We start from the raw sequence: 22,634 nt of genomic DNA, 5'->3' as shown, positions 1-22,634 counted from the left end.
GCGCATCATCGACCTCCTAGATCGTCCGCCCAGCCTTGGCCCAATAAGGATCGCGCAGCCGGCGCTTGAAGATCTTGCCGGAGTCTTCGCGCGGCAGATTGCTCTGGATCTCCATCTGCTTCGGCACCTTGTAGTCGGCCAGCGCCTTCTTGAGGTCCGCGCGCACTGTCGCCAGGTCGAGCAGCACGCCGGGCTGCGGCTCGATCACCGCCATCAGGGACTCGCCGAACTCCTCGTCGGGAATACCGAACACGGCACAGTCATGGACGCCGGGCAGCGCATGCAGCGCGGATTCGATTTCGGCGGGATAGATATTGACGCCGCCGGAGATCACCATGTCGCGCTTGCGATCGCAGATGAAGACGTAGCCGTCGGCATCGAGATAGCCGACATCGCCCGAGGTGATGAAACCGTCGCGGTCGATCTCGGCGCGCTTCTCCGGCTTGTTGTGATAGGTGAAATCCGGATTGCCTGATATGCGCGAATAGATCTCGCCGATCTCGCCTTGCGGCAGGATCTGGCCGTCGTCACCTAGGAAACGCAATTCAGCGCCGGGCGCGATCTTGCCGACGGTGCCGGGCTTCTTCAGCGCGTCCTCGGAATTGGCGAAGGTCACCGCACCGGATTCGGTCGAGCCGTAGAATTCGTAGATCACCGGGCCCCACCAGTCGATCATCGCGGTCTTGACGTCGGCCGGGCACGGCGCGGCGGCATGGATGATGTGGCGCAGCGACGACATGTCGTATTTCTTGCGGATATCCTCCGGCAGTTTCATCAGGCGGATGAACATGGTCGGCACCATGAAGATGGTGTCGATCTTCTCGTCCTGCACCACGCGCAGGAATTCTTCGGGATCGAAGCGCGGCATCATCACCAGCGCGCCACCGAGGCGCCCAGCGCGCAGCGCGAAGGCATTGGGGGCCGAGTGATAGAGCGGTCCGGGCAGCAAAGCGCGTGCACCGGGCTTGAGGCCATAGACGCGTGCACGCATCTGGTCGGCGGACGCCGCCTGCTCCGGCGTTGGCGCGAAACGGCGCACGCCCTTTGGATGGCCGGTGGTGCCCGACGTGTAGATCATGTTGTGCGGCTGCGGCAGCGCGGGGCCGTCATAGGGCGCCTGTTCGGTCAGCCAGCTCTCCAGATCGATGGCGCCGTCCGGCGTACCGAGCCGTGCGGGATCGACCTTGTAATTGGCAATGATCTCCGGCGGCGTCGGCACGCTCAGCGACACGATGCCCTGCGGAATTGCCTCGTGCAGCTGATGCAGCATATCGGCATGAGCGATCAGGATATTGCTGCCGGAATCCTTGATCACATAAGTGATCTCTTCCGGCTTGAAGTGCCAGTTCACCGGTACGCCGTAAGCGCCGAGCTGCGCCACTGCATAGGCCGCTTCAAGAAACGCGATGTCGTTGCGCATCAGGATGCTGACGCTGTCGCCCTGCTTGACGCCAAGCCGCGACAACCCGCCGGCGATGCGGCTCGCGCGCTCGGTCAGTTCGGCAAAGCCGCGGCGACGATCGCCTGAGATGACACCTTGAAACAGGGAATTTGTCGACATGGATACGTTTCCGGATTTTTGTTTTTGATTTTTGATGAACTCTTCGCCGTCATTGCGAGGAGCCCTTGCGACGAAGCAATTCAAAGCTCCGTCATGGCCGGGCTTGTCCCGGCCATCCACGTCTTAGAACTTGGCCAAGACGTGGATACCCGGCATTCGCCGGGCATGACGATGTACTGCGTGGCTGACTCTACGAACCGCATTTTCGGTCAGACTCTCAGGATGAGGACAAAGTTTTTCAGTCCACAAATTTCGGCGCACGCTTCTCGATATTCGCGCGCACGGCTTCGGTCTGGTTCGGCCCGCCCATCAGCTTCATCTGCTCGACGGATTCGGCGAGCAGCGCCGGACCGGGATCGACCGCAAGATTGTTGAGCATGCGCTTGGCGGCGCGGATCGCATCGGGGCTCTTGCCAGCGATCTCGCGCGCCGTCTCGAGCGCTTCGGCGCGCGGATCGTCACAGATGCGCGTGGCGAGACCGTAGCTCAGGGCTTCCTGTGCCGAGAAGATGCGGCCGGTGTAAGTGAGGTCGCGCAGGATATCGTCGCGCACGAGGCTGGCGAGGATCGGCGTGCCCGCCATGTCGGGCACCAGGCCCCATTTGATTTCCATCACCGACATGCGCGTGTCCGGCGCGAGAAACCGCATGTCGGCACCGAGTGCGACCTGGAAACCGCCGCCAAAGGCGACGCCATGAACCGCCGCGATCACCGGCACCGGCAATTGACGCCAGCCCCACACCGCCTGCTGGGAGTGATTGCAAAGACCGTGTGTGCGCAGTGACAGGTCGCGCTTCTGCGCGCCGCCAATACCGTCGCCGCCGCCCTCATTCATCGCGGCGAATCGTCCCATGTCGAGGCCGGCGCAGAACGCCCGGCCCTCGCCGGACAGCACCACCGCGCGCAGGCCCTTCTCGTGGCTCAGGCGCTCGGCGGTATCGACCAATGCCGCAAACATCGCCGCATCCAGCGCATTCATCTTGTCCGCGCGGACCAGCCGAACATCGGCAACGCCGTCCGTCATGGACACAGAGATGCGGTCTTCCATGGGAGGTTTCCTTCCTAGACTTGTTTTTCTTCCCGCTTTACACGCAAGCGGTATCGGGTTTAGTCAATCAACTAATTAACCCGTCCGCATCCTCTTAAAGCAGGACCCTCCCATGTTCAATCAGCAGCTCCTCGCAGGCCGAAAAATCCTCGTCACCGGCGGTGGCACCGGTCTCGGCAAATCGATGGCGGCGAAATTCCTCGAACTCGGCGCCGAAGTGCATATCTGCGGTCGCCGCAAGGCTGTATGCGACGAGACCGCAACCGAGCTGATGGCGGAATTTGGCGGCAAGGTCTCCAGCCACGGCGTCGACATCCGCGACGCCGCGGCGGTCGATGCGATGATCGAAGGCATCTGGGCCGACGGCCCCCTCACCGACCTGATCAACAACGCCGCCGGAAATTTCATCTCGCGGACGCAGGACCTGTCGGCGCGCGGCTTCGACGCGGTCGCCAATACCGTGATGCACGGCACGTTCTACATGACCCATGCAGTCGGCCGGCGCTGGATCGCCGACAAGGTACCGGGCAACGTGGTCTCGATCACCGTGACCTGGGTACGCAACGGCAGCCCCTATGTGGTGCCCTCCGCCATGAGCAAATCGGCGATCCATGCCATGACCATGTCGCTGGCCACCGAATGGGGGCGCTACGGCATCCGCCTCAACACCATCGCGCCCGGTGAAATTCCCACTGAAGGCATGAGCAAGCGCATCAAGCCCGGCGACGAGGCCGGCGCGCGCACCCGCGCGCAGAACCCGATGGGCCGCGTCGGCAAGATGGAAGAACTGCAGAACCTTGCCGTGTTCCTGATCTCCGGCGGCTGCGACTGGATATCAGGCGAGACCATCGCCATGGACGGCGCACAAGCGCTCGCCATGGGTGGCAACTTCTATCAGCTGCGCGACTGGTCCGATGCCGAATGGATCCAGGCACGCGACAGCATCAAAGCGCAGAACGAAAAGGACAAGGCGCAGCGGGGGTAAGGGCCGCAAAATAATTCGACCGGCAGCGAGGCTCTCCCATGCGGGAGGCCTCGCTTTGTTTTTTGATCAACGCGCAACCTGCAACCGCTCGCGCGCAACCCTCATGGCCTCGTCTTCGGATGCGACCACCGCGGAACTGATGCCGAACGCCTTCGTCGCAAGTGCCGACTGGGCCTCCACGAGAACGCGTGTGACGGCATTCGGCTCGACGGCAATAATGGCACGGCAAAGCAGCGCGAGCGTCGCTTTGTTGCGCTTGAGCCAAAGCCCCCTCGCCTTGCGATCTTCATGCGCCTCATCATGATGATGACTGACCATGATCATGACGAAAGGCTGCTTGCGGCCGATGAGATCGTCCATCTCGACCTCCCACTGCGCCGCACTTCCCGGCTGAAGCTCATCATGCCGGACCCACACGATCGGGAACGCCGCAACATCGTGAATGAGAAAGGCACCGTTATCGAGGCTCATCGTCGTCTCCTGACTGTTCGTTGATCTGCATGCGGAGATAGACCCGGTCGCTCAAACCCGTTAACGACATTCGGACGCAAAATAATGAGAACCGGCCATGCTGGAGCGGTTCTGAAAAGGCATGGTGTCATGACCTCGCTCACCGAGCGCCTCGACGGACCATCCGCAATCGCTATCTGGGGCAGCGATGAGCCCGGTGATGCATTTCGGCTCGGCACCCGCGAACTCGACTGGCATCATCACCGCCGCGGCCAGTTGTTCTGTATCGAAAGCGGATTGATCCGCCTGCACACGAAACAGGGCTCGTGGCTACTGCCGCCGCAGCGCATCGGCTGGCTGCCGCCCGGGCTCCATCACAAGGTGACCCTGAGCGGTGTACTGAGCGGATGGGGCGTGCTCCTGACGCCGGCCGCGAGCCGGACATTGCCATCGCAGCCCTGCGTCATGGGTGTCAGCGATCTGCTGCGCGCGCTCGTCAGGCGCGCTGCGGGTTGGACGAATGCGGATCGGCTCACGCCGGCGCAGACGCGCGTCGTGGCCGTGCTGCTCGACGAAATCCGCGGTGCGCCGCAGGAGCCGCTGCATCTGCCGATGCCGACGGATATCCGCGCTTTGCGTATCGCCAATGCGCTGATCCGGCGGCCGCATGACGCGCGCACGCTGCATGAGCTTGGCGAATGGGCTGGCCTGTCGGAACGAACGGCACGTCGCATCTTCATGACGGAGACCGGCATGGGCTTCGCGCAGTGGCGGCAGCAGGCGCGTCTCACGCTGGCGTTGGAACGGCTGGCCGCCAATGAACCCGTCGCGGATGTCGCCGAAGCGCTCGGCTATGCCACGTCCAGCAACTTCATCGCGATGTTTCGACGGGCGTTTGGCGAGCCGCCGGCGCGCTATTTTGCAAAACAGCGTAGGACGCGCAACGTCGGCTGAACGACCTCCCGGCACCTGTCTCACCGCACCGCAGCACCTTTCCCATCTTGTCAGCACAACCGGACGCCCTCACACTCGCCGCAACTAATAAACTGCGGGAGGGAGACACATGTCCGTTGCGGAAGCGGCCACGCTGGCCGATGTCATTCGCGTGCAAGCACAGACGCGCGGCGATTCAATTGCGCTGGTGTTCGAGGGCCGCGAGACCAGCTACAGATCACTCGATCGCAATGCCAACCGCGTCGCCAACGGGCTGATCGCGCTCGGCGTCAAGCCCAATGAGCGCATCGCCTATCTCGGCAAGAACAGCGACCTCTTCATCGAACTGCTGATCGGCGCCGTGAAGGCCGAGGTGGTGACGGCGCCGGTGAACTGGCGGCTCGCCGGACCGGAGATCGCCTTCATCGTTGACGACGCGAAGGCACAGGTGCTGTTCGTCGGACCGGAATTCGTCGATCTCGTACGCAGCCTCAAGCCACAAATGCCGGGCGTGCGCATCGTCATGACCATGGAAGGCGGCGCAACCGAGTGGCAGGACTTTACGGTCTGGCGTGACGCGCAGAGCGAGCGCGATCCTAACCTCACAATGACCAAGGACGATGTCGCGATCCAGCTCTACACGTCGGGCACCACAGGAAAACCAAAAGGCGCGATGCTGTCGCATCAGAATTTCCTGTCACTGCTGCGCATCGGCGGCACCGACGAGAACCCCGACTGGAACGTCTGGACCGCCGACGACGTCTCGCTGGTGGCGATGCCGGTATTTCATATCGGCGGAGTCGGCTGGGCGGTGTTCGGCCTCTATCACGGCGCCAAGAGCGTGATCGCGCGGGAGTTCGATCCCAACAAGGTGCTCGATTTCTTCCGGGACTACGGCATCAGCAAACTGTTCCTGGTGCCGGCAGCGATGCAGTTCATCGTGCGGCAGCCGCGTGCGCGGGAGATGGATTTCAGCAAGTTGCGCTACATCATGTATGGCGCATCGCCGATCCCTGCCGCCCTGCTCAAGGAATGCATCAGCGTATTCGGCTGCGGCTTCGTACAGATGTACGGGATGACCGAGACCACCGGTACCATCGTGGTGCTCGCCCCGGAAGATCACGTCGAGGGCCGCGACTGCATGCGTTCCGCCGGCAAGGCGCTACCGGGAATCGAAATCGCCATCCTCGATGTCGACGGCAAACAGCTGCCTATGGGCGAGGTCGGCGAGATCGCGACGCGCTCGGCGTCCAACATGGTCGGCTACTGGAATCTGCCGGACGCCACCGCGCGCACGCTCGGCCGCGACAACTGGCTGCGCACCGGCGACGCCGGCTATCTCGACAAAGACGGCTTCCTCTACATCCACGACCGTATCAAGGACATGATCATCTCCGGCGGCGAGAACATTTATCCCGCCGAAGTCGAGAGCGCGATCTGCGATCATCCGGATGTCGCCGAAGTCGCCGTCATCGGTATTCCCGACGATACATGGGGCGAAGCGGTGAAGGCCGTGGTGGTGCTGAAGCCCGGCAAGGAGCTCGGCGCAACCGACCTGATGAAGTTCACGCGCGAGCGCATCGCGGGATTCAAGGCGCCGAAGACGATCGACTTCATCGCAGCATTGCCACGCAATGCATCGGGCAAGATCCTGCGACGGCAGTTGCGCGATCCCTATTGGGTGGGGAAAGAGCGGCAGGTGAACTGAGAACTTGTATAGCTACCGCCGCATTCTATCGGCGCCGGGTATATCGATACAGCGAATGCGAGGAACGTCGTCATCTCGCTACCGCGCGGCTCCTCCGGGATCAGCCAATTTGCGTTTTCAGCTAATTGTCTGACGGAGACGTTGAGCGTAGCGTCATGACGGTCGGCCGAACGGCTAGTGAACCTCGTGTGTCCGTTGTAGAGGCGCGAAGTCATGCGCGGCGAGATTCGTGACATCAGTTCAGGCAGGGGTAAGGACCCCGCCGCCCCGCGCGTCGGAACGCCGCGTCGCCTTGCGGCGATCGTTGTGGGGGACATCTGCGGATATAGCCGCCTCATGGAACTCGATGAGGAAGAAACGCATGCGCGCGTCAAACGCATCGAGCGTGACCTCATCGAGCCGAGCATTACCGAGCACGACGGCAAACTCGTCAAAAGGACTGGCGATGGGTTCATTGCGATATTCGACAGTCCGGTCGAAGCCGTTCGGTGCGGCATCGTCATCCAGCAAAGCATGATCGGGCGCAACGCTGCGCTGCCAAAGAGCTCCTGGATCGAATATCGCATTGGGGTCAATCTGGGAGACGTGATCATCGAGCCCAATGATGTCTTCGGCGATGGCGTCAATATCGCCGCGCGCCTCGAGGGGATCGCCGACCCCGGCCAAGTGTACATCTCGGGTGGCATCTACGAGCAGATCAAGCACAAGCTCGTCTGCGGTTACGAGTCGCTTGGAGACCGCAAGATCAAGAACATTACCGATCCTGTGCGCGTTTACCGGGTGCTTCCTGATCCCGCGGCATTCAACAAGGCGCGGAAGCGGCGTGAACATGTTCTGATCATTTCGTTTTGCGCAATCCTGCTGGCTCTCGCAGGCGCCGGCGTCTGGTACATGAGGGCTTACCCGCGCGGTGAAATCGGCAATCAGGCTTCAGCTCCCGCGGCGCCTCCGCAAGAGACAGGGAATGCAGGCACCCGATCAGCGCCCGTGCCCGCCGCCAAGCAAGCCCGGCCTGAACCTGCTCCGGTGGTGACGCCTGCCCCGCCCCCACCGCCAGCACCACCAAAGCCGGTCATAGAGCCCGTCATGGTCCCGCTCCCCGGCGGGACCTTCGCGATGGGCAGCAATGACGACATATCGGAAAAGCCGATACACCAGGTCACGATCAAGCCCTTCGCGATCAGCAAGTATCCGGTCTCGGTTCGGGAATGGAACGCGTGCGCTGCTGCGAATGCATGCCCGTTTCTGGTGACTGGGCGGGACGACATTCCGGTCACGGATGTGAGCTGGACCGATGCCAAGCAGTTTGTCGCATGGCTCGCGAAGGAAACGCAGAAAGCCTTCCGGCTCCCGAGCGAAGCTGAATGGGAGTATGCCGCGCGTGGCGGCACGCAAACGAAATACTGGTGGGGCGATCAGCTGCAGCCCGGCATGGCCAATTGCAAGAACTGCACGGACGCCGTCACCGAACAGCCGCCCAAGCCCGGCAGCCTGAAACCAAATCCATTCGGACTCTACGATATGGGTGGCGGCGTCAATCAATGGACAGAGGATTGCTGGCACAAGAACTATCAGGGTGCCCCGCAAAACGGCGCGCCATGGGTCGAGAACGACTGCGTCTCGCACGTCATTCGATCGGGCTCCTGGAAAAACGATGCGCGTTACGTCCGACCCGCAAGCCGCGATGGCTACGACACCAATGTGCGATATCCGACCCACGGCTTCCGGATTGCCATTTCGTCCTGAGACCGCCCCCGAAGGAAAGGCTGCGTCATGAGGATCACCGGGCTCATCGTGTTGTCCGCCATGCTGTCAACGGCGCCCCTTGCAGTCCATGCGCAAGGAAAGTCCGCACCGAAGGACGCGGTCCTCTATTTCGTGTGGCCACAGGACAAAGCGGTGATCAAGGGCGGGTTCTGGTGTCGTTTCGGTTTGCGCAACATGGGCGTCACTCATGCAGGCGATAATTTCCAGAACAGCGGCCATCATCATTTGCTGATCGATGTGAATGACCCGCTCGATCCGAAGGAGCCGATCCCGCAGGACAAGTCGCATCTCCATTTCGGAGCCGGCCAGACCGAAGCACGCATCGAATTGCCCCCCGGCAAACATACGCTCCAGCTCGTGCTGGGAGACGGCGCTCATTATCCCTTCAACCCGCCCATCGTCTCGAACAAGATCACCGTGACAATCAAGTGAGCGTGCTTCCGATGCCGGGACGCACGGCCTGCTCTGGCGGAACGACGAAAAAAGGCCCGCTTGCGCGGGCCTTTCGAATTCATGCGCTTGATCGCGTGTGGATCAGGCGGTCTTGGCGAACGACGTCGCCTTCGAGAAGTTGTCCTGCGCGCTCTTGGCGCCTTCCGACACCAGCTTGCCGAGATATTCGGTCGACGCCTTGGCGCGCGAGCTCAGCACTTCGCCATGGGCGCGCACGAGATCGGTCTGCACCTGGAAGGCTTCGGTCAGCGATTTCGCCGAAGCGAGCTTGTCGATACCAGCGAAGAACGACTGGACGTCCGCATAGAACGCGTCCTGAACGTTACGGCTGATCTTGGTCGCCTCAGAGACCGAGTTCGACACAGCGGTTTCGATGGCGGAGGTCACCTTCTCGGAATTGGCCTGAAAGTCGGCGGCCTTGTCCTTGGCAGTGCCGGCAGCGCGCTTGACGAAGTCACGGGTCGCTTCGGGCACTTCCAGATTCTGCAGCTTGGTGAACGCCTCGGTGACGGGCGCGAAAGCCTGCTTGACGTTGTTCAGCACGGAATTGGTTTCGGTTTCGATCGTCATGTTCGTCTCCATCCTCGGGTTGGGCCGCCTCTGCAAAGCTCATGCTTGCACTCAGGCTCGGCTCACCCCGTCCCGCCGTTGTGGGCCCGGGGTGCAACTTCTATGACATAGTAAATAATGCGCTGCAACATCGATGGTGCATCGCAGCATCACAAACCCGTGATATGCCCGGTAATCAGGCGGCGCCTGATGCATTAACGGGCTACCGCTAGAGATCTGAAACAGGAGAGTAACCGACGTGTTGATTTAGCTTTATAATTTAGCATTTCGAGCCGCCGATTCTTCGGATATCCAACTGGGCAAGGCAAATGGCACCTGCCCTTTAAGTCGGCAAACCGACTTCCCAACGCCTCGACGACCCCAGCCTTAAGTCGTGGGCCGGGCCGGTCTCCCGCCTCGCCTTTGCCATTGCATATTCGCCCCGCGCGCAGGCACACTCATCGGTAGAGCGCCGCAAAGGCGTCGGTGACCATGCGAGGGAGGGACGTATCATGGCGGAAGCCAGCAGGAAGCTGTCCTCAATGGACGCGTCGTTTCTGTATCTGGAAACGCCGGAGATGCCGATGCATGTCGGCAGCATGGCGATCTTTCGCCTGCCCGAGGATTACAAGGGCGACTTCTTCGAGGACTTCAAGGCGATGATCGCCTCGCGCCTGCATGTGGCGCCGATCCTCAAGGCCCGGCTGGAAAAGGCCCCGCTGGATATCGATCACCCCTCCTGGGTCGAGGACGACCAGTTCGACATCGACCGTCATATTTTTCGCGGCAGCCTGCCCGCGCCCCATGACCGTCCCACGCTGGAGCGCATCGTCGGCTGGATGCATGCCAAGCTGCTGAACCGCGCCCGGCCGCTGTGGGAGTTCTATGTTTTCGAGGGCATGAAGGACAACGAGATCGGCCTGTATTCGAAGATGCACCATGCCTGCATCGATGGCGGCGCAGGCGCCGCACTCACCAGCATGATCTATGACGTGACACCGATCCCGCGCGAGATCGAAAAGCCGGAAGTGCGCGCGAAGCAGCGTCAGGAGCCGCGCGATATCGCAGCGAGCTTCATCGACTCCTACCAGCAGCTCTGGCGTCAGCCGCTCGAGAATTCCGGAAAAGGCATCGAACTACCGCGCTCGGGCAAGAGCGATATCGGCTCGATCCTGTTCGACAACGTCATGTTCCAGATCGAGAGCGCGGTGAAATTCGCCGGCTCGATCCCGACCATGGTGAAGAGCGCGTCCGACGTGATGGCGAAGATTGCCGATCCGAAATCGCGCGACAGTCTCAACAGCATGCTGTCGCCGCCGACGCTGCTCAACAAAACCATCTCCTCGGAGCGCAGCTTTGCCGGCGTGTCGGTGCCGCTGTCAGCCGCGAAGGCCGTTGCCAAACAAGCCGGCGGCAAACTGAACGACGTTGTGCTGGCGCTCTCATCAGGCGTTGTCCGGCGCTACCTCAAGGAAAAAGGCGCCCTGCCCGCCAAGTCCCTGACTGCCGCGGTGCCGATCTCGCTGCGCGAGGAAGGCAACACCGATTCCAACAATCAGGTGTTCGGCATGATCTGCTCGATCGCCACTAATATCGAGGACCCAAAGGAGCGGCTGGAAGCGATCATCGCGCAATCGACCAAGTCCAAGGAGATGTCGCATCCGCTACGCGCATTGATGCCGCAGGTCTCCAACATCTCCATGCTGGGCGCACCGATCATGGTGCAGATCCTGGCGCTGCTCTACAGCCGCACCAACCTCTCCGACGTGTTGCCGCCGGCGGCCAACATCACGGTGTCCAACGTGCCCGGTCCGCGGCAGACACTCTATGCGGCCGGCGCCGAGCTGCTGCACATCTTCCCGGTGTCCATCGCCACCCATGGGCTGGCGCTGAACATCACCGTGCAGAGTTATCGCGACCAACTCGATTTCGGCTTCATCGCCGGCGCCAACATCATCCCGCATGTGCAAGTGCTCGCCGACATGATGCCAGATGAATTCGCGCTGCTGCAGGCGGCCTTCGCGTCACCCGATGCTCTCAAGACCGCCAGCTAAGGACTTATCATGATTGAAATGCCTCCCTTGCAGTTCGCCAAGCTGAACGGCATTCGCATGGGATATTACGACGCCGGCCCCATGAGCGACACACCGCCTGTGGTGCTGTGCCATGGCTGGCCGGAAATGGCGTTCTCCTGGCGGCATCAGATCAAGGCACTGGCTGCCGCCGGCATCCGCGTGATCGCGCCGGACCAGCGCGGCTATGGCGCGACGTCGCGGCCTGACGCGGTCGAGGACTACAGCATCGAACATCTCACCGGCGATCTCGTCGCATTGCTCGATCATCTCAAGATCGACAAGGCGATCTTCGTCGGCCACGACTGGGGCGGCTTCATCGTCTGGCAGATGCCGCTGCGGCATCGCGATCGCGTCGCCGGCGTGGTCGGCGTGAATACGCCGCATACCGATCGCGCACCGGTGGATCCCTTGCTGATCTACAAGAAGCGCTTCGGCGAGACGATGTATATCGTCCAGTTTCAGGATCCCGCACACGAGCCGGACCGCATCTTCGGCGAGAATGTCGACAAGGCCTTCGACTTCTTCATGCGCAAGCCGATGCCGCGCAAGCACGCCAATGTTGGCGAAGCGCCGGTCGGCGGCATCGGCGCGTCGTCAAAGACCAATCTGGCGTTTCCGCAGATGGTCGCTGCTTACGATCCCGGGAAGGACCCGCGCCAGAAGATTCTCTCCGACGAGGAAAAGAAGATCTTCGTCGATGCCTTCAAGGAATCCGGCTTCACCGGCGGCATCAACTGGTATCGCAACATGAGCGCCAACTGGGCGCGCGCCGAAGGGCTCGATCACACCGTGCGCGTGCCCTCGCTGATGATCATGGCGGAGAACGACGCGGTGCTGCCGCCCTCCTCCGCAGATGGCATGGAAAACATCATTCCCGATCTGGAGAAATATCTGGTGAAGGACAGCGGTCACTGGACCCAGCAGGAAAAGCCCGACGAGGTCAGCCAGGTGCTGATCGACTGGCGGCGAAGACGGTTTGGGTAAGAATGAAACCTTTCAACGTCATTGCGAGCGCAGCGAAGCAATCCAGAAAGCAACAAAGAAAAACTGGATTGCTTCGTCGCCAAGAGGCTCCTCGCAATGACGAAAGAGACGAAGCGACAGCGGGGAGAAGACGACCACATGCCATCCACCAACAAACTCGCCCCGATCCCGCATCCGCCGAAGAAGCCGGTGGTGGGCAACATGCTGTCGCTGGACGCCAATGCACCGGTGCAGGATCTGGCGCGGCTAGCTAAGGAGCTCGGGCCGATCTTCTGGCTGGACATGATGGGCTCGCCCATCGTGATCGTCGGCGGCCACGATCTGGTGGACGAGCTCAGCGACGAGAAGCGCTTCGACAAGGCGGTGCGCGGCGCGCTGCGCCGGGTCCGCGCGGTCGGCGGCGACGGTCTGTTTACGGCGGATACCAAGGAGCCGAACTGGACCAAGGCCCACAACATCCTGCTGCAGCCGTTCGGCAACCGCGCGATGCAATCCTATCACCCGAGCATGGTGGATATCGCCGAGCAGCTGGTGAAGAAATGGGAACGTCTCAACACCGACGAGGAAATCGACGTCGTCCATGACATGACGGCGCTGACGCTGGACACCATCGGCCTGTGCGGTTTCGACTATCGCTTCAACTCGTTCTACCGGAGCGACTACCACCCCTTCGTGGAATCGCTGGTGCGCTCGCTCGAGACCATCATGATGACCCGCGGCCTGCCGCTGGAAAGTCTGTGGATGCAGAAGCGCCGCCGCGATCTCGCCGGCGACGTCGCCTTCATGAACTCCATGGTCGACGAGATCATCGCCGAGCGCCGCAAGAATGCCGAGGCGACCGAGGCCAAGAAGGACATGCTCGGCGCCATGATGACCGGCGTCGACCGCGCCACCGGCGAACAGCTCGACGACGTCAACATCCGCTACCAGATCAACACCTTCCTGATCGCCGGCCACGAGACCACGTCGGGCCTGCTGTCATGTGCGATCTACGCGATGCTGAAACATCCGGAGGTGCTGAAGAAGGCCTATGAGGAAGTCGACCGCGTCTTCGGCCCCGACGTCAACGCCAAGCCGACCTATCAGCAGGTCACGCAGCTTCATTACATCACGCAGATCCTCAAGGAGTCGCTGCGGCTGTGGCCGCCGGCACCGGCCTATGGCATCGCGCCGGTACAGGACGAGACCATCGGTGGCGGCAAATACAAGCTGCGCAAGGGCACCTTCGTTACCATCCTGGTGCTGGCGCTACATCGCGATCCCTCGGTCTGGGGACCCAATCCCGACGCGTTCGATCCCGAGAATTTCTCGAAGGAGGCCGAAGCGGCACGGCCGATCAACGCCTGGAAACCGTTCGGCAACGGCCAGCGCGCCTGTATCGGCCGCGGCTTCGCCATGCATGAAGCGGCGCTGGCGCTCGGCATGATCCTGCAGCGGTTCAAGATGACCGACCACAAACGCTACCAGATGATGCTGAAGGAAACGCTGACCATCAAACCCGACGGCTTCAAGATCAAGGTGCGCCCGCGCCACGATCACGAGCGCGGCGCCTATGCCGGCCGCACAAACGTGGCCACCTCGGCTGCCGCGCCACTCGCGCCAGTTGCCACGGGTCGCGCGCGGCCCAGCCACAACACACCGCTGCTGGTGCTGTATGGCTCCAATCTCGGCACCGCCGAGGAACTGGCGACACGCGTCGCCGATCTCGCCGAGGTCAACGGCTTTGCGACGAAACTCGCGCCGCTCGACGAGTTCGTAGGCAAGCTGCCGACCGAGGGTGGCGTGCTGATCTTCTGCGCGTCCTACAATGGCGCGGCACCGGACAATGCCACGCAATTCGTCAACTGGCTCGGCACTGATCTGCCGAAGGACGCCTTCGCCAAGGTGCGCTACGCGGTGTTCGGCTGCGGCAACAGCGACTGGCTGGCGACCTATCAATCAATCCCTAGATATATCGACGACAAGCTGCGTGAACATGGCGCGACCAATGCCTATGTGCGCGGTGAAGGCGATGCGCGCGACGATCTCGACGGTCAGTTTGAAGACTGGTTTGCGAAACTGCGTCCGCTCGCGGTGAAGGAATTCGGCCTCGATACCGGTTTCGAGCGCAGTGCCGACGACGCGCCGCTCTATCAGATCGAACCTGTCGCGCCGAGCGCGGTGAACACCGTCGTCGCCCTCGGCGGCGTGGTCCCGATGAAGGTGCTGGGCAATCGCGAACTGCAGAACGGCGCATCCGATCGCTCGACGCGGCATATTGAGATCGAGCTGCCTGCCGGGACCAGCTACCGGGTCGGCGATCATCTCAGCGTGGTGCCGCGTAACGATCCCGCTTTGGTCGACGCCGTCGCGCGCCGTTTCGGCTTCCTGCCGGACGATCAGATCCGGCTGCAGGTCGCGGAAGGCCGCCGCGCGCAATTGCCGGTCGGCGATGTCGTCTCAGTCGGCCGATTGCTGACAGAGTTCGTCGAGCTGCAGCAGGTCGCCACCCGCAAGCAGATCCAGATCATGGCGGAGAACACGCGCTGCCCGATGACCAAGCCGAAACTGCTCGGTTATGTCGGCGACGATCCAGCCGCAAGCGAGCGCTATCGCAGTGACATCCTTGCCAAACGCAAATCGGTGTTCGATCTCCTCGAAGAACATCCGGCCTGCGAATTGCCGTTCCACACCTATCTGGAAATGCTGTCGCTGCTGGCGCCGCGCTATTACTCGATCTCGTCGTCACCGCAAGGCGAGACGTCACGCTGCAGCGTCACCACAGCCGTCGTTCAAGGCCCAGCGCATTCCGGCCGCGGCATCTATCGCGGCGTCTGCTCCAACTATCTGAGCGGCCGCCGCGCCGGCGATACCGTGCATGCGATCGTGCGCGAGACCAAGGCCGGCTTCCGCCTGCCCGCCGATCCCGCGGCACCATTGATCATGATCGGACCCGGCACTGGCCTCGCGCCGTTCCGCGGCTTCCTGCAGGAGCGCGCGGCATTGAAAGCGCAAGGTGCTACGCTTGGCCCTGCGCTGTTGTTCTTCGGCTGCCGCCATCCCGATCAGGACTTTCTCTATGCCGAGGAGCTGAAGGGTTTCGCCGCCGATGGTATCTGTGAACTACACACCGCTTTCTCGCGCGGCGATGCACCGAAGACCTATGTGCAGCACCTCATCACCCAGCAGAAGGACCGCGTCTGGGATCTAATCCAACAGGGCGCCATTACTTATGTCTGTGGCGACGGCGGCAAGATGGAGCCGGACGTCAAGGCGGCGCTGATGGCGATCCAGCGCGAGCGCAGCGGCGGTGATGACGCTGCGGCGCTGACCTGGATCGACGACCTCGGCACCCGTAATCGCTACGTGCTCGACGTCTGGGCCGGGAGCTAGCGAGAGGCTGATACCAGTTCCATTGTCACAATCGCTGTCACAAAAGCCCGCGCGCACTGTCACAATTGCCATACGCGCAATCTCTCATTAATCGCTGCGACGATTTGTTTTGCGCATGACGCGGTTGTCACTTTTTCGCAGGGACTTTCCGTGTCATATGTTTGACATGAGCCCACGTTCCGCCCGATCCCCCGAACCGATTGATGTCCCGTACGAGCCGCCACAGCTGGCGCGCGCGAACGGCATCGATATATGTTTCGACATCTTCGGCTATTCGGACGCGGAACCGATGGTGATGATCATGGGCCTCGGCGCCCAGATGATTCACTGGGACGACGACTTCTGCCGCGAATTAGCCAGCAATGGCTTTCGCGTGATCCGCTTCGACAACCGCGACATCGGCCTGTCCTCCAAGATGGCTGGCGGCAAGCCGTTCACTCTGTACGAACTGGCCAAGCTGCGTTTTCTCGGTACGCCCGTCTCCGCCCCCTACAAGCTGAGCGACATGGCGACCGATGTGGTGGCCCTGCTCGACGTGCTGCGCATCCGCTCCGCACATGTGGTCGGCGCATCGATGGGCGGCATGATCGCGCAGGAAATGGCGATCACCTATCCCGAGCGCCTGCGCTCGCTGACCTCGATCATGTCGACCACCGGCAATCCGCGCCTGCCGCAGCCGAGCCGCGCCGTGTCACTGCTGCTGCTCAAGCCGCAGCCGACCGGCTATGAGGCGTTCCTCGAACGCTTCAAGCAGACCTGGCTGTTCCTGCGGGTCGGCAGCTTCCCCGACGACGAAGCCAGGGATCTCGACCGCGCCGAGCGGACCTATGCCCGCGGCCTGAGCCCGGCCGGCGTCGGCCGTCAACTCCGCGCCATCCTCGCGTCGGGCAGCCGTAAAGAGAGGCTTGCCACGGTCACCGCGCCGACGCTGGTGATCCACGGCAAGATCGATCCTCTGGTGCATCCGGCCGCCGGCCGCGACACGGCGGCGTCGATTCCCGGCGCAAAGCTGATGATGGTCGACCGGATGGGCCACGCTCTGCCGATCTCGATGTGGTCCCTGGTGATCGACGCCATCTCGCGGCATGCGCATGGCGCGAAGCTGCAGCAGCCGCTGCAGGCCAACGCGCGCCGCGCGGGCTGAGCGCGCGCCTACTTCTTGTCCTTCGGCCGTGCAGCGCCGAGGCCGGCCATGTTGGCGAACATCTCCTGGAAGCGCTCGCCCATCTTCGGATCGAACGAGAACCAGCTCTGCATGATCGACTCCGGCGAGAACTTGTCGATGTTGTCCATCATCTTCTTCTGCATTTGATCCATCATCGCCGACTGCATCGGCTGCACATCAGGCAGCCCCAGGAATTCGCGCGCCTCAAGCGGCGTGCAGTCCACGGTGACGATCACTTTCATTATCAGCTCCTGAGGCAAACCGGCCGCTCACGCGAACATGGCGGCGCAGCGGCAGTATCGCCGCTGACGCCTGCCCGATGCAAGCGATGTGACATTTACATTGCAGTTGCGAGATGTCAGCCGAAGCGTTCGGCCGCGAAGGCCTTGGGATCGGTGAAGGGCGTGACGCCCGTCACCATGTCCGCGATCAGACGGCCGGTCACCGGCCCCAGCGTGAAGCCGTGATGCTGGTGGCCGAAATCGAACCACAGGCCTTTGTGGCGCGGCGCCTTGCCGATCACCGGCAGCATGTCCGGCAGGCAGGGCCGCGCGCCCATCCAGGGCTTCGCCTCGACGGGATTGCCGAGCGGGAAGGTCTGCCGTGCGATCGGCAGCGCCCGTTCGATCTGCGCCGGCGTCGGCGGCGCATCGCGGAGCGCGAATTCGGCGCCGGTGGTCAGCCGGATGCCGCGATTCATCGGCGCCAGCAGATAGCCGCGATCGGCATCGAGAACCGGATGGCGCAGCACCGCATTGCCGGATGGCGCCAGATGGATGTGATAGCCGCGCTTGCTCTTGAGCGGGATGTTGTAGCCGAGCGGCCGAAACACCTGATCCGACCATGGCCCGAGCGCGACCACGACATCGCGCGCGACCAGCGCCCCGTTCGGCCCCGCCACGCGCCATTTGCCGTCGCTCTGCTCCAGCGTACGCGCATCGGCGGCGATGAAGCGACCTCCCTTGCGGATGAACAGTGCGGCATAGGCTTTAGCGAGGCCGCCCGGATCGGGCACGAAGCCCGGCGACGTCCAGTGGATGGCACCCGCAAAATCGGTAGACAGGTTCGGCTCCTGCTCCGCAATGGCGGCGGCGTCCAGAACGTCGCCCGGTACGCCATAGGCGCGATGGCGTTCGAGATCCGCGATGCCTTTCGCCAGCGTAGCCTCGGAGCGAAACGCGTTGATCCAACCCATCCGGCGCAGCAACTCCGGCACGCCGGCCTCCGCGATCAGGGCCTCGTGCTCGATCAGGCTGCGCTGGATGAGCGGCAGCGCTGCCATCGCACTGCGGAGCGCTCCCTCAGGCGACGAGTTCAGGAAATATCTGACGATCCACGGCAGCATGCCGGGTAGCGCGTTGAGATGATAGTGCACCTCCGGCGCGCGGTTCAGCGCATATTTAAACAGCTTGCTGAGGTCGCGCGGTAGCATATAGGGAAAAACCGAACAGCACTGGATCAGCCCGGCATTGCCATAGCTGGTTTCCTCACCGGCCTTCTCATGCCGGTCGACCAGCACCACGTTGCGGCCGCGCGCCTGCAGATGCAGCGCCGCCGACACACCGACCATACCTGCGCCAAGCACAAGCACATCAGCCTTGAGTTCCGCCATTCCTGCTCCGAAATCTTGCCGTTCTGGCGGTCCTGTTAGCGCTGTGTCGTGACCGAATGATGCACGCGCGCAATGCGTAGAATTGCTTATACCTAACCCTAGCAAGGATTGCGCCAGCCACTTCATTGTGCAGCGCATAGCTGACAAATGCTGCTTGCGCAGCGTGCAATCTCCGCCAACAATGTGACACTCGCTCAACTGTCGGGCGGCCGCGCGGTGATGCAATCGCGGCAATGCAATGGAGAAGCTCAGTATGTCGATCCGTCAGACGTTCATTGCCGCCGCTGCATCGCTGATCGCCTTTGCCACAGTTTCTGCCTCCGTACTGCCCGCCTCCGCACAAACGCTGCGCTATGCCAATCAGGGCGACCTGAAATCGCTCGATCCCTATACGCTGCGCGAGACCACGACGATCGCCCATCACGGCCAGGTCTATGAAGGCCTTGTCGGGCGCGGCAAGGATCTGCAGATCATCCCGGCGCTTGCCGAGAGCTGGGAAACACCGGAGCCGACGCGCTGGCGCTTCCATCTGCGCAAGGGTGTCAAATTCCACAATGGCGATCCCTTCACGGCCGATGATGTCGTGTTCTCCGCCGACCGCGTGCGCGCCAAGGGCTCCGACTTCACGACGGTCATTCCGGCCGATGCCAAGGTGCTCAAGATCGACGACTACACCGTCGATTTCGTGCTGACCAAGCCCAATCCTATCCTGACGTCGCAATGGGACGTCTGGTACATCATGGACAAGAAATGGGCGGAGGCGAACAATGCCAACGCGCCGACGCCTGCCGCGGCGACGTCGCCAAGCTTCGCGTCGTTGAATGCGAACGGCACGGGCCCTTTCACCATCGAGAGCCATCAGCCGGGCGTGAAGACCGTCTTCAAGGTCAACCCGAACTGGTGGGGCAAGCCCGAGCATAATCTCAAGGAGATCATCTTTACGCCGATCGCCTCCGACGCCACCCGCGTCGCGGCGCTGCTGTCCGGCGAAGTCGACATCATCGAGCCGGTGCCGGTGCAGGACATCGCCCGCGTCAATGGCTCAGCCAACGCCGCCGTGATGGCCGGGCCGGAGCTGCGCACCATCTTCCTCGGCATGGACCAGATCCGCGACGAGCTGCTGTTCTCGAACATCAAGGGCAAGAACCCGTTCAAGGACATTCGCGTCCGCGAGGCCTTCTACAAGGCCATCGACATCGAGCTGATCAAGAGCCGCGTCATGCGCGGACTGTCGACACCATCCGCCTTGATGATCGCGCCGCCGCTGTTCAAGCTCTCCGGCGACTTCACGCGGCCGAAATACGACGCCGACGGCGCCAAGAAGTTGCTGGCCGATGCCGGTTATCCCGACGGATTCGAAGTCGGCATGGATTGCCCGAATGATCGCTATGTCAACGACGCCGCGATCTGCCAGGCCGTGGTCGGCATGCTCGCACGCATCGGGGTGAAGGTGATCCTGAACGCGCAGCCCAAGGCGCTGTATTTCGCCAAAGTGTTCAAGACCGGCGGCTTCAACACCTCATTCTATCTGCTCGGCTGGACACCGGGCACGCAGGATTCGCACAATGTGATGCATGACATCATGGGCTGCCGCGACGATCCCGCGAGCCCGCGCGGCGCCACCAATCTCGGCGGCTATTGCAACAAGCAGTTCGACGCCCTCACGGATCAGGTGCTGCAGGAGACCGACACTGCGAAGCGCGACCAGCTCATCAAACAGGCCTATGAGATTGCCGCCAAGGACTGGGCCTATATCCCGCTGCATCAGCAGGCACTGGCCTGGGGCGTCTCCAAGAAGGTGAAGATCGTGCAGCGCCCGGACAACCAGGTGCTGCCATACTGGGCGGTGAAGTCGGAATAGGTTTGGCATCCGCGTGGAAGGCCAGGTCGCCCCGATCTCAGTCCTCATCCTGAGGAGCGGCGCCTTCGCCGCGTCTCGAAGGATGGTGGCCTGCATTATCTCATGGTTCGAGACGGCGCTGAAGAAGCGCCTCCTCACCATGAGGTCCCAGATGTTTCAATAACAGAAAGCGAAATAGCCCATGCTCGCTTTCATCCTGCGCCGCGCTTTGCAGTCCATTGGTGTGATGATCGCCGTCGGCATCATCGCCTTCACCATGTTCCGCTTTGCCGGCGATCCGGTGAACCAGATGGTGGCCATCGACACCACGCCGGCGCAGCGCGCCGAGGTGCGCGCGTCACTCGGCCTCGACGATGCCGTCCCGGTGCAATTCGCCCGCTACTTCATCAATGCCGTGCAGTTCAAGTTCGGCGTCTCCTACCAGTTTCGTCAGCCGGTCTCCGCGCTGCTGAAGGAGCGCATGCCGGCGACGCTGGAGCTCGCCACCTGCGCCACCGTGATCGCCATGGTGTTCGGCATCCTGATGGGCATCTATTCGGCGCTGCGGAAGGATTCGTTCTTCGCCAAGGTGCTGCAGGCGGTGTCGCTGATCGGCATCTCGCTGCCGACCTTCCTGATCGGCATTCTCTTGATCTATCTCTTCGCGGTGACACTCGGCTGGCTGCCCTCCTTCGGGCGCGGCGATGTCGTGAAATTCGGCTGGTGGACCACCGGCCTGCTGACGATCTCCGGCCTGAAGGCGCTGATCATGCCATCGGTGACGCTCGGCCTGTTCCAGATGACGCTGATCATGCGCCTCGTCCGCGCCGAGATGCTGGAGGTGCTGCGCACCGACTATATCCGCTTTGCGCGCGCCCGCGGGCTGACCACGCGGGCGATCCATTTCGGCCATGCGCTGAAGAATACGCTGGTGCCGGTCATCACCGTGGCCGGACTGCAGTTCGGCTCGGTCATCGCCTTTGCGATCATCACCGAGACGGTGTTCCAGTGGCCGGGCATGGGACTGCTGTTCGTGCAGGCCGTGCAGAATGTCGATATCCCGATCATGGCGGCCTATCTCCTGGTGGTGTCGCTGATCTTCGTCACCATCAACCTGATTGTGGACATCCTCTACACCATCGTCGATCCGCGCTTGCGCGCGACAATCAACCGTCCGGCATAAGAGGGTGACATGACCGACGCGCCCTTCCCCCGCACACCGTCGCTCCTCGCCCGCGCCATCGACAGCGACATCTTCTATTCGTTCCGCCGCTCCAGGCTCACAATGGTCGCCGCGGCGATCGTGTTCGTACTGCTGATGATGGCGCTGTTTGCGCCTGTGCTAGTGGTGCAGAATCCGTTCGATCCGGCGCAGCTCGAACTGATCAATTCCCGCATCTCGCCGCTCTGGACGGCGGAGGGCCAGAGGCCGTTCCTGCTCGGCACCGACGAACAGGGTCGCGATATCTATTCGGCGATCCTCTACGGCATGCGGATCTCGCTGGTGGTCGGCGTACTAGGCGTCAGTTTCGCGGCGGTGCTCGGCATCGGGCTCGGCCTGATCGCCGGCTATGTCGGCGGCGCCGTGGACAGCCTGATCATGCGCATTGCCGATGTGCAGCTCACCTTTCCAGCGATCCTGATCGCGCTCTTGATCGACGGCGTCGTGAAGTCGGCGCTCGGCAATCATCTCGATGCCTCGACCACGTTGATCGTGCTGGTGGTGGCCATCGGGCTGAGTTTCTGGGTGCAATATGCCCGCACCGTGCGCGGCTCGGTGATGGTCGAGAAGAACAAGGACTACGTCGCGGCGGCGCAGCTGATCGGCCTGCCCGCGCGGGTGATCATGATCCGCCATGTACTGCCCAACACCATGGGGCCGATCCTGGTGATCGCCACCATCAATCTCGCGCTCGCCATCATCACCGAGGCGACGCTGTCGTTTCTCGGCTCCGGCATGCCGGACACGATGCCGTCGCTGGGCACGCTGATCCGCATCGGTAATAACTATCTGTTCTCCGGCGAATGGTGGGTCATCGCCTTTCCCGGCCTCGCGCTGGCCTCGCTGATCCTCTCGATCAACCTGCTCGGCGACTGGCTGCGCGATGCGCTGAACCCGAAGCTGCAATGAT

At 62.3% G+C, this 22,634-nt stretch carries 18 protein-coding genes; 12 read left to right on the top strand and 6 right to left on the bottom strand.

Annotated elements, in window-relative coordinates; genetic code table 11:
- Positions 1 to 16: 16 nt before the first annotated feature.
- Together AC1DUY_RS13965 and AC1DUY_RS13960 are read right to left on the bottom strand one after the other, a co-directional pair.
- A complete protein-coding gene (locus tag AC1DUY_RS13965; RefSeq protein WP_478114955.1) occupies positions 17 to 1,561 on the bottom strand; it encodes an acyl-CoA synthetase in 1,545 nt (514 codons plus the stop codon).
- Between the two features lie 238 nt (positions 1,562 to 1,799).
- Entirely contained in the window at positions 1,800 to 2,609 is an 810-nt protein-coding gene (locus AC1DUY_RS13960; RefSeq protein ID WP_478114953.1) for a crotonase/enoyl-CoA hydratase family protein, read from the bottom strand.
- Positions 2,610 to 2,721: 112 nt separating this feature from the next.
- Between AC1DUY_RS13960 and AC1DUY_RS13955 the strand changes: the two genes are divergently transcribed.
- Positions 2,722 to 3,594 (top strand): SDR family oxidoreductase, encoded by an 873-nt coding sequence (locus AC1DUY_RS13955; RefSeq protein ID WP_089265117.1) that lies wholly within the window; start codon positions 2,722 to 2,724, stop codon positions 3,592 to 3,594.
- A 66-nt stretch (positions 3,595 to 3,660) separates the two neighbouring features.
- On the opposite strand, the gene AC1DUY_RS13950 is transcribed toward AC1DUY_RS13955, so the two are convergent.
- Positions 3,661 to 3,954, bottom strand: coding sequence for a hypothetical protein (locus tag AC1DUY_RS13950; RefSeq protein WP_478114951.1), 294 nt, complete (start codon positions 3,952 to 3,954; stop codon positions 3,661 to 3,663).
- A gap of 240 nt (positions 3,955 to 4,194) precedes the next feature.
- Between AC1DUY_RS13950 and AC1DUY_RS13945 the strand changes: the two genes are divergently transcribed.
- From AC1DUY_RS13945 to AC1DUY_RS13930, 4 genes are all read left to right on the top strand, one after another.
- Positions 4,195 to 4,998, top strand: coding sequence for an AraC family transcriptional regulator (locus tag AC1DUY_RS13945; protein WP_439083106.1), 804 nt, complete (start codon positions 4,195 to 4,197; stop codon positions 4,996 to 4,998).
- A 109-nt stretch (positions 4,999 to 5,107) separates the two neighbouring features.
- Entirely contained in the window at positions 5,108 to 6,685 is a 1,578-nt protein-coding gene (locus AC1DUY_RS13940) for a fatty acid--CoA ligase (RefSeq protein WP_478114949.1), read from the top strand.
- Between the two features lie 213 nt (positions 6,686 to 6,898).
- Positions 6,899 to 8,431 (top strand): SUMF1/EgtB/PvdO family nonheme iron enzyme, encoded by a 1,533-nt coding sequence (locus AC1DUY_RS13935; protein ID WP_478114947.1) that lies wholly within the window; start codon positions 6,899 to 6,901, stop codon positions 8,429 to 8,431.
- A 27-nt stretch (positions 8,432 to 8,458) separates the two neighbouring features.
- On the top strand, positions 8,459 to 8,884 hold the full coding sequence (locus AC1DUY_RS13930) for a DUF4399 domain-containing protein (protein ID WP_089265122.1): 426 nt from the start codon (positions 8,459 to 8,461) through the stop codon (positions 8,882 to 8,884).
- A gap of 102 nt (positions 8,885 to 8,986) precedes the next feature.
- Here AC1DUY_RS13930 and AC1DUY_RS13925 read toward each other — a convergent pair whose 3' ends face one another.
- Positions 8,987 to 9,475 carry a phasin family protein gene (locus AC1DUY_RS13925; protein WP_231079957.1) on the bottom strand — a complete coding sequence of 163 codons (489 nt, stop codon included), beginning with the start codon at positions 9,473 to 9,475 and terminating at the stop codon, positions 8,987 to 8,989.
- A 491-nt stretch (positions 9,476 to 9,966) separates the two neighbouring features.
- On the opposite strand from AC1DUY_RS13925, the gene AC1DUY_RS13920 reads away from it, so the two are divergent.
- From AC1DUY_RS13920 to AC1DUY_RS13905, 4 genes are all read left to right on the top strand, one after another.
- Entirely contained in the window at positions 9,967 to 11,508 is a 1,542-nt protein-coding gene (locus AC1DUY_RS13920) for a WS/DGAT/MGAT family O-acyltransferase (RefSeq protein ID WP_478114944.1), read from the top strand.
- A gap of 9 nt (positions 11,509 to 11,517) precedes the next feature.
- On the top strand, positions 11,518 to 12,513 hold the full coding sequence (locus AC1DUY_RS13915) for an alpha/beta fold hydrolase (RefSeq protein ID WP_175366519.1): 996 nt from the start codon (positions 11,518 to 11,520) through the stop codon (positions 12,511 to 12,513).
- A gap of 138 nt (positions 12,514 to 12,651) precedes the next feature.
- Positions 12,652 to 15,885: a bifunctional cytochrome P450/NADPH--P450 reductase gene (locus AC1DUY_RS13910; protein WP_478114941.1), complete on the top strand. Its 3,234-nt coding sequence runs from the start codon at positions 12,652 to 12,654 to the stop codon at positions 15,883 to 15,885.
- A 166-nt stretch (positions 15,886 to 16,051) separates the two neighbouring features.
- Positions 16,052 to 17,029, top strand: a complete 978-nt coding sequence (locus AC1DUY_RS13905; RefSeq protein ID WP_478115280.1) for an alpha/beta fold hydrolase — start codon at positions 16,052 to 16,054, stop codon at positions 17,027 to 17,029.
- 8 nt (positions 17,030 to 17,037) lie between these two features.
- Here the strand turns inward: AC1DUY_RS13905 and AC1DUY_RS13900 are convergent, their stop codons facing one another.
- Both AC1DUY_RS13900 and AC1DUY_RS13895 read right to left on the bottom strand, forming a co-directional pair.
- Positions 17,038 to 17,292 carry a DUF6489 family protein gene (locus tag AC1DUY_RS13900; protein WP_089265127.1) on the bottom strand — a complete coding sequence of 85 codons (255 nt, stop codon included), beginning with the start codon at positions 17,290 to 17,292 and terminating at the stop codon, positions 17,038 to 17,040.
- 116 nt (positions 17,293 to 17,408) lie between these two features.
- Positions 17,409 to 18,662, bottom strand: a complete 1,254-nt coding sequence (locus AC1DUY_RS13895; protein ID WP_231079953.1) for an NAD(P)/FAD-dependent oxidoreductase — start codon at positions 18,660 to 18,662, stop codon at positions 17,409 to 17,411.
- Between the two features lie 253 nt (positions 18,663 to 18,915).
- Here AC1DUY_RS13895 and AC1DUY_RS13890 point away from each other — a divergent pair, with 253 nt between their 5' ends.
- The 3 genes from AC1DUY_RS13890 to AC1DUY_RS13880 all read left to right on the top strand — a co-directional run bounded on the left by AC1DUY_RS13890 (position 18,916) and on the right by AC1DUY_RS13880 (position 22,633).
- Entirely contained in the window at positions 18,916 to 20,523 is a 1,608-nt protein-coding gene (locus tag AC1DUY_RS13890; protein ID WP_175366523.1) for an ABC transporter substrate-binding protein, read from the top strand.
- A 181-nt stretch (positions 20,524 to 20,704) separates the two neighbouring features.
- A complete protein-coding gene (locus AC1DUY_RS13885; protein ID WP_439064455.1) occupies positions 20,705 to 21,685 on the top strand; it encodes an ABC transporter permease in 981 nt (326 codons plus the stop codon).
- A gap of 9 nt (positions 21,686 to 21,694) precedes the next feature.
- Positions 21,695 to 22,633, top strand: a complete 939-nt coding sequence (locus AC1DUY_RS13880; RefSeq protein WP_439059272.1) for an ABC transporter permease — start codon at positions 21,695 to 21,697, stop codon at positions 22,631 to 22,633.
- Position 22,634: the final 1 nt, after the last annotated feature.

This window comes from Tardiphaga sp. P4_G1 (assembly GCF_056401215.1).
This window is presented reverse-complemented; position numbering and strand designations above follow the sequence as displayed.

Coding starts and splice junctions, on each gene's coding strand:
- AC1DUY_RS13915 (WP_175366519.1), top strand. CDS start 11,518: ATGATTGAAATGCCTCCCTTGCAGTTCGCCAAGCTGAACGGCATTCGC.
- AC1DUY_RS13965 (WP_478114955.1), bottom strand. CDS start 1,561: ATGTCGACAAATTCCCTGTTTCAAGGTGTCATCTCAGGCGATCGTCGC.
- AC1DUY_RS13910 (WP_478114941.1), top strand. CDS start 12,652: ATGCCATCCACCAACAAACTCGCCCCGATCCCGCATCCGCCGAAGAAG.
- AC1DUY_RS13930 (WP_089265122.1), top strand. CDS start 8,459: ATGAGGATCACCGGGCTCATCGTGTTGTCCGCCATGCTGTCAACGGCG.
- AC1DUY_RS13950 (WP_478114951.1), bottom strand. CDS start 3,954: ATGGACGATCTCATCGGCCGCAAGCAGCCTTTCGTCATGATCATGGTC.
- AC1DUY_RS13895 (WP_231079953.1), bottom strand. CDS start 18,662: ATGGCGGAACTCAAGGCTGATGTGCTTGTGCTTGGCGCAGGTATGGTC.
- AC1DUY_RS13890 (WP_175366523.1), top strand. CDS start 18,916: ATGTCGATCCGTCAGACGTTCATTGCCGCCGCTGCATCGCTGATCGCC.
- AC1DUY_RS13935 (WP_478114947.1), top strand. CDS start 6,899: ATGCGCGGCGAGATTCGTGACATCAGTTCAGGCAGGGGTAAGGACCCC.
- AC1DUY_RS13960 (WP_478114953.1), bottom strand. CDS start 2,609: ATGGAAGACCGCATCTCTGTGTCCATGACGGACGGCGTTGCCGATGTT.
- AC1DUY_RS13920 (WP_478114944.1), top strand. CDS start 9,967: ATGGCGGAAGCCAGCAGGAAGCTGTCCTCAATGGACGCGTCGTTTCTG.
- AC1DUY_RS13885 (WP_439064455.1), top strand. CDS start 20,705: ATGCTCGCTTTCATCCTGCGCCGCGCTTTGCAGTCCATTGGTGTGATG.
- AC1DUY_RS13905 (WP_478115280.1), top strand. CDS start 16,052: ATGAGCCCACGTTCCGCCCGATCCCCCGAACCGATTGATGTCCCGTAC.
- AC1DUY_RS13880 (WP_439059272.1), top strand. CDS start 21,695: ATGACCGACGCGCCCTTCCCCCGCACACCGTCGCTCCTCGCCCGCGCC.
- AC1DUY_RS13900 (WP_089265127.1), bottom strand. CDS start 17,292: ATGAAAGTGATCGTCACCGTGGACTGCACGCCGCTTGAGGCGCGCGAA.
- AC1DUY_RS13955 (WP_089265117.1), top strand. CDS start 2,722: ATGTTCAATCAGCAGCTCCTCGCAGGCCGAAAAATCCTCGTCACCGGC.
- AC1DUY_RS13925 (WP_231079957.1), bottom strand. CDS start 9,475: ATGACGATCGAAACCGAAACCAATTCCGTGCTGAACAACGTCAAGCAG.
- AC1DUY_RS13945 (WP_439083106.1), top strand. CDS start 4,195: ATGACCTCGCTCACCGAGCGCCTCGACGGACCATCCGCAATCGCTATC.
- AC1DUY_RS13940 (WP_478114949.1), top strand. CDS start 5,108: ATGTCCGTTGCGGAAGCGGCCACGCTGGCCGATGTCATTCGCGTGCAA.